This is a genomic window from Candidatus Methylacidiphilales bacterium, from assembly GCA_030054035.1.
Taxonomy (GTDB): Bacteria; Pseudomonadota; Gammaproteobacteria; order JASGCS01; family JASGCS01; genus JASGCS01.
In genome coordinates this window covers 1-12,188 of sequence record JASGCS010000007.1, presented here as the reverse complement: position 1 = coordinate 12,188, position 12,188 = coordinate 1, and the positions used below count along the sequence as shown (strand labels likewise).

12 protein-coding genes are annotated in these 12,188 nt (G+C 38.1%); 2 read left to right on the top strand and 10 right to left on the bottom strand.

Features of this window, described 5'->3' with window-relative positions; translation table 11 throughout:
* The first annotated feature begins 52 nt into the window (after positions 1 to 52).
* Positions 53 to 1,480, top strand: coding sequence for a hypothetical protein (locus QM538_05695; protein ID MDI9347979.1), 1,428 nt, complete (start codon positions 53 to 55; stop codon positions 1,478 to 1,480).
* A gap of 11 nt (positions 1,481 to 1,491) precedes the next feature.
* Positions 1,492 to 2,403, top strand: coding sequence for a serine/threonine-protein kinase (locus QM538_05690; GenBank protein ID MDI9347978.1), 912 nt, complete (start codon positions 1,492 to 1,494; stop codon positions 2,401 to 2,403).
* 48 nt (positions 2,404 to 2,451) lie between these two features.
* On the opposite strand, the gene QM538_05685 is transcribed toward QM538_05690, so the two are convergent.
* From QM538_05685 to QM538_05640, 10 genes are all read right to left on the bottom strand, one after another.
* Positions 2,452 to 3,399 (bottom strand): DUF1838 family protein, encoded by a 948-nt coding sequence (locus QM538_05685; protein MDI9347977.1) that lies wholly within the window; start codon positions 3,397 to 3,399, stop codon positions 2,452 to 2,454.
* A gap of 191 nt (positions 3,400 to 3,590) precedes the next feature.
* Positions 3,591 to 3,773 carry a hypothetical protein gene (locus QM538_05680; GenBank protein MDI9347976.1) on the bottom strand — a complete coding sequence of 61 codons (183 nt, stop codon included), beginning with the start codon at positions 3,771 to 3,773 and terminating at the stop codon, positions 3,591 to 3,593.
* A 52-nt stretch (positions 3,774 to 3,825) separates the two neighbouring features.
* Positions 3,826 to 4,338: a hypothetical protein gene (locus QM538_05675; GenBank protein ID MDI9347975.1), complete on the bottom strand. Its 513-nt coding sequence runs from the start codon at positions 4,336 to 4,338 to the stop codon at positions 3,826 to 3,828.
* 138 nt (positions 4,339 to 4,476) lie between these two features.
* Positions 4,477 to 5,001 (bottom strand): hypothetical protein, encoded by a 525-nt coding sequence (locus tag QM538_05670; protein MDI9347974.1) that lies wholly within the window; start codon positions 4,999 to 5,001, stop codon positions 4,477 to 4,479.
* Positions 4,998 to 6,149 (bottom strand): hypothetical protein, encoded by a 1,152-nt coding sequence (locus tag QM538_05665; protein ID MDI9347973.1) that lies wholly within the window; start codon positions 6,147 to 6,149, stop codon positions 4,998 to 5,000. Before QM538_05665 ends, QM538_05670 begins: the two co-directional genes overlap by 4 nt.
* A gap of 13 nt (positions 6,150 to 6,162) precedes the next feature.
* Positions 6,163 to 7,554 (bottom strand): hypothetical protein, encoded by a 1,392-nt coding sequence (locus QM538_05660; GenBank protein MDI9347972.1) that lies wholly within the window; start codon positions 7,552 to 7,554, stop codon positions 6,163 to 6,165.
* On the bottom strand, positions 7,554 to 9,407 hold the full coding sequence (locus QM538_05655) for a hypothetical protein (GenBank protein MDI9347971.1): 1,854 nt from the start codon (positions 9,405 to 9,407) through the stop codon (positions 7,554 to 7,556). Before QM538_05655 ends, QM538_05660 begins: the two co-directional genes overlap by 1 nt.
* Positions 9,401 to 10,027: a hypothetical protein gene (locus QM538_05650; GenBank protein MDI9347970.1), complete on the bottom strand. Its 627-nt coding sequence runs from the start codon at positions 10,025 to 10,027 to the stop codon at positions 9,401 to 9,403. Before QM538_05650 ends, QM538_05655 begins: the two co-directional genes overlap by 7 nt.
* Before the next feature lie 157 nt (positions 10,028 to 10,184).
* Positions 10,185 to 10,826, bottom strand: a complete 642-nt coding sequence (locus tag QM538_05645) for a hypothetical protein (protein ID MDI9347969.1) — start codon at positions 10,824 to 10,826, stop codon at positions 10,185 to 10,187.
* A 37-nt stretch (positions 10,827 to 10,863) separates the two neighbouring features.
* The coding region (locus QM538_05640; protein MDI9347968.1) for a hypothetical protein at positions 10,864 to 12,188 on the bottom strand (1,325 nt) is incomplete at its 5' end.

Here is a 12,188-nt window from a genome sequence, read left to right as displayed (position 1 = left end):
TATGATAAAATAATAACAATACATAAATATTTTTATATTTATTACATAATAAATGTTAATTCATTCAATTAATATAAAACATTGCGGTCCATTTAAAAACGCTACTCTACAATTTGAAGTAGATAATAAGGTTCCTATAGGCGCAGCTTATTCTGAAAGCGCTTTTTTAGGCAAAACACGATTGATGAAGGCTATGCATATTTTGTCAGCCAATGGAATGGGAAAAACCACACTCTGCCGAGCGGTTAGCTGCGTGGCACAGCTACTTTCAGGCGCTCAGAACAACCCTGCTCTGCTCAAATTACTTACCCCACCTTGGCACAAAACAGATGAAGCGACTGAAATTACTGTTTATTTTGAACCAAACTTTCATAGTGTCAATACTACCGTAACAGATACTGCTGAGAACGAGAGTAGCAGTGCTTCGAGTAGTTTCAAAATAGCATTACTCTATAGACTAGAGTATCAACTCAGCATACTGGATGGTGCAATTGTAAGTGAACGATTACGCATTCAACAATATAAAAAAAATGTTGAAAATAACCGCTCAACCAGTCTACTTTTTTCACGAACTTGGAATAGTAAAAAAGGTGAATTTGATGCGGTTGATAATTTTATTAAAGAACGAGGTGTGCAATTTCTGCGTACTCATGTGGGTCGACATGAAAGTATGGTACCGCGCTATGGTGAAAACATGCTACGATTGTACAAAAGCAACTCAATAACTGAATTTACTAAAAATAAACTAAAGATAGCAATAGAAAAGTTAAATTTAAAAATAATCTGCGATGAATGGAAGAATGTACAAACTACCGCCGTCTCTCGTGAAGTTAATTTAAAACCTTCCGCTTGGGAGAGAAATTGTTTTAATCTAATTACCGAACCTGCAGATTCGCTCTATGTATCATCTGCACTCCGCATTCTTAAACAGCTTGGTTGTGAGATGCAAGAACTGCGCGGGAGTAAAGAATATGATGATAATTCTGGAATTACCCACTATTACATCACCTGCATATACCAGAGAGTAGCTGGAAGTGGTGAATGGGTAGAGGCCAAGTACGAGCAACTTTCCTTTGGTTTGCGTAAATTAATTTGTTTAAGTTTAGAGCTGGCGATTTGTTTTCGTAATCGTGGCGCGATGGTGCTTGACGATGGTGATAGCCTACTCCACCCACATGTCTTAGCTGAACTGGTTGGATTATTTTATCAAAAAGAATGGAATCCACTCAACGCACAACTCATGCTCTGCAGCCATGAAGTAGATTTATTGCGCTATTTAGATAAATACCAACAGCACCTCATCGTTCCAGCCATGGATATACAAGATGGATTTTGCGTGCTACCCTTAAGTGAATTATCCGCCCGAGCAACCGATAATTATTTTAAAAAATACCACGAAGGTAAATACGGTGGGTTGCCTATCCTTAGCAACCGAACTTTGCAACTGAATCAAGACTTGAACGATAACCACGAAAAGTAACATGCAGCAGTATGAAAGTAGATGAGTACCACCTTACCAAGCAAGTAGGTCAAGGCAGTTTTGGTACGGTCTATCAAACTCAAGATAAACTCATTGGCTCGGTTGCTATCAAGGTATTCAAGCAAGATGGCATGAATGGTGCAGATTGCGCATTACAATTAAAACGACTCAACAATGAAATAGTTTTTGGAAAACAATTTAGCCATCCTAATCTTCTCAAAATCTATAGTGGTGATGTTACCAGCACACCTCCCTACTTGATCATGGAATTGGTAGAGGGCTGTACCCTCTCCACTCTGCTCAATTCTAAAAAATTAACTATGCCAGTATGTTTACAAATCATGCGTCAACTTACCAATGCGGTAGCTAAACTCCATACCCATAAAGTTCTACATCGAGACATTAAACCTGCCAATATTTTGATGCAATGCACTGCTCTGGGCGATATGGATACAACGCTTGATATTGCTACGCTAAAACTTGGGGATTTTGGATTAGCCTGCAACATGCGTCACTATGGGTATAGAGATAGTGTGGAAATGGCAAGTAGTGAAACTTTTGGGCAACTTTATATTAATCTAACCAAAAGCAATACGATTATTGGCACTGCAACTTACATGGCTCCTGAGCAACGCATCCAATCCCATGTCGATCAACGAGCTGATATTTATTCAGTCTCAGTCATCCTTGCTGAACTACTCGCAATGTGTAGTTTTGGAATAAATACCAAATGCTTTCGCTTAAAAAAACTTCGTGGGGTATATCTACGCATCCCTGTCGAAGATAGTTATTTAATCCCTATGCCTTTTTTAGAATTACTCAGTGACGGATTGTCTATTCATTTGGAATTCCGACCTGACAATATTAATACCTACATCCAAAGAATGGAAGATGCCTTTGCAAAATGCTTAGGCAATACCTAATACGGGAGAGGTACTATACATCAGTAGAAGTATATCGCGCGAGTTTTTTTATTTCTTTTGCTTTTTCTCTTTATACTTTTTAAATACCGTCCAACTTGTCTCATTTGGACGAGAGTCAGTTACTGGTGGAGCAGTTGCATAAATAGGGTACTCTTTAAGAATTGTTGATTTTAATGGTTCAGGAACTTCATCAAAGTTTTTGATTTTAAGCCCTTGGGTATTAAATATCAATAACCCTGGACGAGAACCCATATTCATCCATGGAAGCCATTGACTAACCCTTGCCCAAGCAAAATTAGGATAGATGCTATTCGCCGTGCTGGTTAAATCTGCTTTGGAAACAAAATAATTAAACAGCTCTATGGCGTGATAATGATTTCCCACATAGGACTGGTAATCACCGGCAAGAGGGTTAGGATAATAAAGTGGTATTTCATAACTCATCATGAGATTTTTATCAGAAGGTATCTGTTTAAACTTAATTTTATTAATCTCTCCAGTTTTGGTATAGCCATAATCGCCTTTATCATTGACCGGATCATTAGCAACATGGAGCACCTCAACTTCTTCATTCGTCCAGGGATTTTTCCAAGTGCGCAGTACCGTTCCTGTGACTGGATCTAGATACAGCATGATCTCACGGGATACCGAAGAAAAGCCTAACTCATCCTTGTCATTTTTACTTGCCACACATCTATTATTATTTATTCCCATTATTTTAAAAATTAATTTATCCTTCTCCCCTTCTACTCGACTAAAAACACTTCCTTCCCAATAGCTAGTCGTCATCTCACCATCTACGAGCGAACAGCGAATCTTGCGGCTATGGATAATATAGTCCATGCGTGCCTTTTCTTGATCGGCACTTAATTCCCGAGCAATAGCTTTTGGGACCTGATCTTTGTTTAATTCACTAGGATTATCATGCGCCATGGCAACGAATCCCCACAACCCACTTAACGACATTGCCGCAATCATTATTATTTTCTTATCCATATATCCTCCATTATCCAGATTTGCTCGAAATTCTATTATACATATATTTAATTTAATCTACCGCCACTGCGAAAAGAGGCATGTGAAAAGTGGTGGCCAAACTTAGACCACCACTTTAAAATACGCTAAATTTAACCTAAGCTAAATATAACTTAGGTTACATGATACGACTGATAATTAATCTAGACCTACTAGAAGCAACTTTTTATAACTTCCTCAAATCCGTCACCAATACTGCCACCGAATGTCCTTACTAAACTTATTATTGAAGCTGGGGAAACAGAAACACCTAAATCAGTTTCGCAACTGCCTAAAAATAAATACCCAATCGATGCAACGATTACAACTACTAATACAATTAATACTTTTTTCATTTTATTTTCTCCTTTTTTTATTTTTTAGTTTATGAATGGTTAATTAATGTTATTATTTTTGGAAATGTTTCTGTAACGCAGTTAGATTTCCCATAAAGGAAATGGTACTGAGAAATATTTTTCTTTGCTTAAGTGTTAGCTTTATAAGATTAGTAAGCTCTTTAATAGAATTGCTAAATCTATTCATATAAATATGATACACAGCACCACTGACATCATAAAGACTAAACACCCCTATTGGATTAAAGTAAAAAATCGCAGCTATAATCGCAATAATTCCTAAGCCAACTGCAATCTCTAAACTATAGAAAATCATAACCAAACTTAAAATTGTTGATAGTATTAAAATTAACAGCACCAATAATGATCTAGTAGTCGTTAATCTCAGGGTAGCAATAGCATCTAGTGGAACCCAAAAAGTGGATCCATCATTTACAACATAAATTTTAATGTGATTCTTGAATAATGTTATCTCAACTTCTTTACTAGTGAAAAATGTGCCGTGACTAACAGTCACAGTACATAATGATACTTCTATCGTTGATTTATCACTAGCTTTATTCATATTATTTTGTTTTATTTGTTTTTTTGCATTTATTTATATTATTTTATATTTATTTATTATTATAACATTATTTTATACTATTTATTTACTATTTATAGTTTTTTTCTATAATATATATTACATTTAGATATTAAAAAACTACTGGTTGGATAAGTAATTTGATAGGTTTTGCTCTATTAATTTAGACAAGCCCTGATACACCTGTTGAAGACTGCTATCTTTTAAAAATGCACTTTTCTGGATTTGCACTGAAGTTTCGTATGGCGCTAGGTCCTGAGAAGATATCACAACTTCCACGCTACCTTGGCAGATAAAAGGAGCTGATGAATTACAATGTATTTGTAAAGATTGTAATGAGACTAAAATATCAGGATTTTTATAGATTTTAGGTGTCTTGTAATTTCTGCCTATTGTAGCTACCACCAGCGAAGTTAAATAATCCCCATTGACAATATTGTGAGTTATAGTAATTTGAATTTGATTTTTATAGTTAGCCAATGCTTGCAGGTTATTTTGCAGGTAGGTATTATATTGATTAAGAACTTCGTTAAGTGATGCATTGGGTACTTCTAAATACACCGACACATAGTCTAAATAAAGATATTGGCTACGAGCTTTAACCAACAAATCGTTTTGTGCATAGAGTTTATGAAAAAAGGTCAATTTGTCGCTAATTTCATAATGAGATCAATTATTACTTTTGCAACAAATTTGGTAATTACCTCATTGGTAGCTAATTGTTTGACTTTATTCTTATCAAAGCTTCGTTTAACCACCACTTGTGAATCTTCAATGACGAGTGATTGATTTTGTGAGTTTGTGGCATGTATTCGGTAATCTACTTTAGCTTGACAAATATATACCTCCTCATCTTTTTGGCAACTAACCGTGAAATCCTTCATGGTTATTGTTAATCCATGGTGCTCTTGCTGGGATGAGTTATGGGTAGGGTTTTGGGTTATTGGACTTGTCGTCGCAATCAAGCCATGACGCTTTAAATCACTGGTTAGATTTTCGGCAAGGGTCTGTGTTGATGGAGTAAGGTTAAGTTGAAATGCTACTCGTTGCTGAATTTGATTAACGAGAGCAAATTGCTGTAAGGAGTTTTGATAACCTTCCATAAACTCATCTAACCTAGTAGCTTCGCTAGAACTAGTTGCAGAAATAATAGTAGCAAGATGGTGGTATGGTACTTTATCTTCAATGAGTTGATTGAATTTTTTAACTTTCAACCAACAGTACCATTGAGGAGTCTTACAATTTTGCTCGAGAGCAAAATTGGATAACGCAGTTTGAGTAGTTTTTAATTGCTGGTAGAGATACTCCGCAAGTTCAGTAATTGATAGCTCGACTAAAACAAAATATTTTGTATTGTGGTGTATTTCTTTTTTGATGATACGAAGCAATGGCAGTACCGCAATACTGCTACTGACTTTGGTAGTTCGTTCAAGTTGCGTATCTAAACTGATAGTACGATCTATGCCTACGCGCCCACTGCTAGTAAGATTATTATTTGAATGAGTTACTTCGCGTTTAACACTCCGTTTCACTAAGGTATCAGATACCTGTACATCAAGCTGGTTGGCAATACTCCCAATCGCATCCTGCAGTGCTTTAGCGTAGGCATCTTCAGGTGAGGTGACAATGGAAGAGCTCCCAACTGCTCTTACCATTTCTCCACTGCTTGATACCGAATCAACCCATGAGGGCTGATTGCTACCGAAGTTCAATCCAGTTGGTGCGTTGAATACTTCAGCGTAGGAAGTTGCGGTATAAACGATGAGTGTAAAGATTAACTTCAATTGTCTCATCAACAGCAGTGCTTTACTGACTAGTAATGGTATTCTTAAAAATACTATTCATTTTCTCTTGGAGTATTTTAGCAAATTCTTGGGTGCTACTATCTGAGATTGAACGAGCTGCGTCAATCTTTTTGCCCTTTTCTTTTTGCGCTTTGTGCTCTGCAATAGTTACTAAACTTTTCAAAAGTAGCGTGTCTTGCTTGCGCAGGTAGAGGTAGTTGTATTTATTTAGTTCAGTAAAAATACCCCTCGCCCAGTCTTCTTTATCTTGGAGTAGATAACATGAGGCAACATTAAACAATAGTGCATAATCAAAAGACACCTCTGGCGTAGCATAGAGCTTAATGAAACTATTGCAGCCTGTGGTAATTGAGTTATTTTCAAGTTGCTCAAAAGCAGATGAAAATTGTTCATCCATTATTTTATTAAGATTTTTCGCTGATTTATAAAAATACACAGTAAGATTGGTATGGATAGGCACCAGATCGTCAGTGAGTTTTTTTGCTAGATGTTGGGCAGGCTGTGAGACACCTCCAGTACTGCCACTACCTGCCAGATTACCAGTAAGGCATCTATTCATACCACCTCTCAAGTAGGTGTTATTGACCATGCTATTTTTGGCATATATTGATTGGGCATTAGAAGTGAGAAGGCCCTGTACATTGCTCTGAAGCATAACATCTCTGAAACTACAATCATAGGTATAGTATTTACCAATATATCCAGTCATATCACGAGAAATAATTTTCTCTCCTACAAATTCACAACTCCTACCATCACGGGCTTTTATTTTTCGCTCAGGATCTGCTGCTACCGCTGCTTTTTCACAATCACTCCAACTAGGTCCATAGGGACCGCCCTTCTCATAGCGCACCCGAGTCTCATTACGACAATCTGATTTTTTACCCTCAGCATTAATGTCGCATATTTTCCAGATATTAATAGGCGCAGTATCGCTATACACCACCCCTGTCTCCTGATCAACGCTAGTTGTATCATAGTTCTTACTTTCTCGGCTTAAGGTACCGAACAATAGCACCTGCGTATCCAAGATACGAGCAAGAGACAATGCTATATCATCATTACTAGGAGCAGCCTCATCAACACCAGTGCTCTTGGACTTCTGAAGTAATCGCTTCACCAATTGTTCTTGATTAGTAACTAATGAAACATGGTAATAGGGGGTTTTATTTTTATCCTTAACTTCATTAAGCAAGCTGACAATTGTGCTACCCACGACCTCTGCATCACTAGCAGCATTGGCATCATGAGGAATAGGAGGCACAACGCCGATCTGCTTATTAAATGCAAATTCAGCATTAGCAGGCGGGTAATCCTGTGGCAACTGTACCACAATGTGATTCGTGCAACCCGAGACAAAGAAAGCCAACAGCAATAGATTGTGTTTAAACATTATTCAACCTCCATTTGATAGCCAATCTTAAATGTATTATATTTTTCTTGATTTGCAAAGGTCTCTCCGTATTCAATCACTAATCTATTTTTAACAGAACCAGTATAATTGAGCAAAAGACTAACACCTAATCCTCTGCCTATCGTAGTGTTAGTAAGAAAATGATAACCTTGATATTTATAAGAATTAGAGTAACCGGTAACCTTTACATTAAATCTGTCTTGGCTAAAGTACGCATAATAAGCATTAAATGAATCATCAATTCCCCCAATTGCTAATTTAATTCGACTTAAAAATTCTACTAAAATATAAGAAGAAACTGAAAGATTTTCTAATCTGATTTCACCCAGTGGCTGAGAATAATCAAAACCAACAAACACATCATCGTCTTCGCCATAGTAGCTTAAGCCAATAGACAGATAGCTTTTAGAAAAATCGAATTTAATAGGGCTACCATCTGCAACAATTAATGTACCTAGGCCTAAAGCAAAAAAAGTACCAGTATTACCAAGATACTCTAAGTTGCGATCTATGAGCAGAGATTCAATATCATTGCCCTTTTCATCTCGCAGTGGCAGATAATCATTATTAAGGATTTCAAGATTTGCCCGATCCTTAATGCTACTGTCAGAAACTACAATTTTTTTAGCTTCTGAATCGCCTTTACTCCTCTCGCCTTCTAATGCGGTAGAAGTTTCAGCTAGTGCTATTTCTCTCTCTATGCGTTTTTTAGCTTGAGTGATTAACTTCATCTCTTCAAGTTCAATTTCAGGTTCTCTGGTAGATTCTTCAGTGGTTTTTTTACCAGTGGGATTTATTTCAGTACTGTCCAAGCGAGACAGAGTGTGCAACGCGGCATAGAGATTGCCCTGCTGCTCTAGGCAAATAGCCCGATTAAAAATAAGTGAGCGCTCATTGGTGTAACGATTGAGTAGATAATTCCAGTAGCGGCAGGCATGCTCTCCATTGCCAACTGCAACTGACTTTAATGCTAACTTAAATAATTTTGCATCTTTGCCTTCGATCTCCTCATATGATTGCATAAACTCCAAGGTAAGTTCCTGCTCCTGGGGGGTTAGTTCAGAAGCTAGACCAGAAGTTACATAGCCGATTAATTTTTCAGATTCTTCCAAATCAGTACTGGCTTTACCATCGCAGTTAGCCGCGCCGTAGCGCAAAAAACGCTCGCTGAGTTTACTCTCTCTCCTGACTATTGGTGTGGATGCAAGGCTACTGTCTGTTGCCTCAACCCCACTAAATTTATAGTCAAGTGATAAATTGCCGAAGGTGCACAGATACGGCACTCTATCAACAACAGTATCAGTACGAGAGAGCGCAGTAAATCCATCACTCTGGACAATTTCACGACCATTACTATCATAGAGTTTAGTGTAGGTAGTTTTATAGACATTATAAAGAAATTCACCAACATCTTCATAGTACTTTCTACCAATATTGCCTTGGTACAAAATATATGAATCATCGAGAATGATATTCTTGAGCTCACCAGATACATCAGTGTCTGTGGTTGAATCTTTTTTCTTGATAATATCAGTGAGTTTGCTGGTAACATTTTTATCAACAAAACGAACTGAGTAATAGGGATTGCCACTTGCATCTTTTGCTCCAGAGAGCGTGTTAGAAATTCCTGCGGTCAAAATCTCAGCCTCCCTCCTCGCACTATCATCATCAGGGCGAATAGGCGCAATAGAAATCTTACGATTCTTAGCCGCTTCGATATTCTTCGGTGGTAAGATAATCTTCTTTTGCAGAATCGCTGGCGCAGTAGTGCAACCAGCTACTATCAGTGCCACACCGAGACCAGCAATAGTGCGATTGGCTAACTTTAACATCCTCTAGAATGGGGTGGAGTTTTAATGATAGGTGCGGAAGTGCTGTGGGGTAATAAAAGATATTGATTCACGATAAAGAATTTGAATACGAATGCAGCAGTTATTTTTGAGCATTCTGATCTGGGAGCAACATTATCTATTCCAATAGACTTTAAAAACGCCACTTCTCTCTCTCCGTCTATGTAGGTAATGTCGTCGAACCTAGGCTCACCACCAGCGTACGCTAACGAATACATCAAGACTATCATGGGGTCGGGCAATAACTCTGGAATACCGTTTCTTGATTTTAAACTGTTAGGATTGTAAAACACCACATCGTCAATACGAGTTTTAAGCCAGATATAATCTTTATGGGGAGATTTTTTATAGTGGGTAAATACAGCATTTCGAACTCCCGCATACCAACTACCGCAATCTGAGAAATTATTTTGCCGATACACAGAAAGAAATTCAGCACAATTCACCTTCACATCTGAAAACCAAAATTTTTTCCAGCTATTGTTTTTAAAAGCATTGTAGTACTCTAGCTTAGTCTTCTGATCCGCAATTGCAGGCACACTGTACCAACATAAACAAGCAACAGACAAAACAATCACATTAATAATACGCTTATTCATCATATTAAAAACCAATATAATACTAATATTTATATATTTCATAATAATTAACCATCCTAATTATATTTTATTATTATTTATTATAAACTATTATATCATATTAATCAAATATTTAACTATTTAGCATTTTTATTAGTTTTTTACAACAGGTCTTCAACCTCTATTCATCATAGGCTATGCCTAATATATTAAAGAGCTCTTGGATTTGAGCTTCCCGCCCAGTGATGTAGGCTAGATCCTTAATATTCGCACCAGCTTCTTTTGCATTAGAATCGTAGAATTTCTCTATGGAGATTTTACTGATAATAGCTATCCCACAAAAGACTATTGAGGTTCCATCTTGATCCAGAAAGATTCCAGTTTGCTTGAGGTACAGACCCTGCACCTCACCTGCGGTGATAGTTTCTGATTCATTTTTCAACACTTTCTTGCTCGCAGCAACTTTCTCTGCATTGGTGGTAATTGCAACTTTAGCCTGTTCACTCGTAGTTGCGCTGGTGATAGATTGCTGGTAATTTTCAAGAAATGATTGAACAAGTACGGTGCGCAACTCTGACCTATCTATACTTGTATCGCCTGAGTAAGTAACACAGTCAGCTAGCGGGAGTTGATTTTCTTTTAAACCAGTAAAACTTGTAGGCGTACTAACCCATTCTGGCTTCTGCTGATAACCCTGCAATGACTGTGTCTCAGCATAGCTGGGAGCAAAGATAATCAGAGCAAAGAAACAGAAACAGCATGCAATAACAACACTGCTAATTCTTTGGTAGGTAGTTAATATTTTTACGACTGAGTATTTCATGAGTATCTCCTTGTTGTTATTGATTAAGTAATTTATATTATTTATATGTAGAACTTAAGTCAAGCCATTCACCTGTTTTAATATTGTAGATGAAGGCATTGCCTACATCGTTATTGCCGTTTTGTACTTGCCTAGGAGCACCGATTAAGGCGAGGTTACCTTGGAGGGAGGTGGAGTTGCCGAAGATTGAATATTTAGGAAGTTGCTTGATGGGGGAGTTAGGGGTTTTGCTTAAGTTAAGCCATTTACCGGTTTTAATATTGTAGATGAAGGCATTGCCTACATAGGATTTGCCGTTTTGATTTTGCCCAGGAACACCGATTAAGGCGAGGTTGCCTTGGAGGGAGGTGGAGTCGCCGAAGGATGAATCTATACGAAGTTGATTGATGGTATAGTTTGAGGGTTTGCTGAGGTCAAGCCATTCACCGGTTTTAATATTGTAGATGAAGGCATTGCCTACTTCGGAAATACCGTTTTGCGTTTGCTCAGAAGCACCGATTAAGGCGAGATTGCCTTGGAGGGAGGTGGAGTTGCCGAAGGATGAATTGTTAGGAAGTTGATTGATGGGGGAGTTGTGGGTTTTGCTGAGGTCAAGCCATTCACCGGTTTTAATATTGTAGATGAAGGCATTGCCTGCTCTGTTAAGGCCTTTTTGATTTTGCTCAGGAGCACCGATTAAGGCGAGGTTGCCTTGGAGGGAGGTGGAGTCGCCGAAGGATGAATTGTTAGGAAGTTGATTGATGGGGGAGTTAGGGGTTTTGCTGAGGTCTAGCCATTCACCGGTTTTAATATTGTAGATAAAGGCGTTGCCTACATAGGATTTGTCGTTTTGATGTGGACCAGAAGCACCGATTAAGGCGAGGTTGCCTTGGAGGGAGGTGGAGTCGCCGAAGAATGAATATTCAGGAAGTTGATTGATGGGGGAGTTTGGGGTTTTGCTGAGGTCAAGCCATTCACCGGTTTTAATATTGTAGATAAAGGCGTTGCCTACATAGGAAATACCGTTTTGATCTTGCCTAGAAGCACCGATTAAGGCGAGGTTGCCTTGGAGGGAGGTGGAGCTGCCGAAGCCTGAATCTTCAGGAAGTTGATTGATGGGGGAGTTAGGGGTTATGCTGAGGTCAAGCCATTCACCGGTTTTAATATTGTAGATGAAGGCATTGCCTACATCGTGTTTGCCGTTTTGATCTTGCTCAGAAGCACCGATTAAGGCGAGGTTGCCTTGGAGGGAGGTGGAGTAGCCGAAGAATGAATCTTTAGGAAGTTGTTTGATGGGGGAATCTTTAGTCCAAAGTGAATTGGCATTAGTCCATAGTTTTGCATTGGCATATGATTGTGAGTTAGTGTCATCATCAAATTCTG

Excerpts from the sequence above, each read along its gene's own strand:
- QM538_05695 (MDI9347979.1), top strand. The coding sequence starts at position 53 with ATGTTAATTCATTCAATTAATATAAAACATTGCGGTCCATTTAAAAAC.
- QM538_05690 (MDI9347978.1), top strand. The coding sequence starts at position 1,492 with ATGAAAGTAGATGAGTACCACCTTACCAAGCAAGTAGGTCAAGGCAGT.
- QM538_05685 (MDI9347977.1), bottom strand. The coding sequence starts at position 3,399 with ATGGATAAGAAAATAATAATGATTGCGGCAATGTCGTTAAGTGGGTTG.
- QM538_05680 (MDI9347976.1), bottom strand. The coding sequence starts at position 3,773 with ATGAAAAAAGTATTAATTGTATTAGTAGTTGTAATCGTTGCATCGATT.
- QM538_05675 (MDI9347975.1), bottom strand. The coding sequence starts at position 4,338 with ATGAATAAAGCTAGTGATAAATCAACGATAGAAGTATCATTATGTACT.
- QM538_05665 (MDI9347973.1), bottom strand. The coding sequence starts at position 6,149 with ATGAGACAATTGAAGTTAATCTTTACACTCATCGTTTATACCGCAACT.
- QM538_05660 (MDI9347972.1), bottom strand. The coding sequence starts at position 7,554 with ATGTTTAAACACAATCTATTGCTGTTGGCTTTCTTTGTCTCGGGTTGC.
- QM538_05655 (MDI9347971.1), bottom strand. The coding sequence starts at position 9,407 with ATGTTAAAGTTAGCCAATCGCACTATTGCTGGTCTCGGTGTGGCACTG.
- QM538_05650 (MDI9347970.1), bottom strand. The coding sequence starts at position 10,027 with ATGATGAATAAGCGTATTATTAATGTGATTGTTTTGTCTGTTGCTTGT.
- QM538_05645 (MDI9347969.1), bottom strand. The coding sequence starts at position 10,826 with ATGAAATACTCAGTCGTAAAAATATTAACTACCTACCAAAGAATTAGC.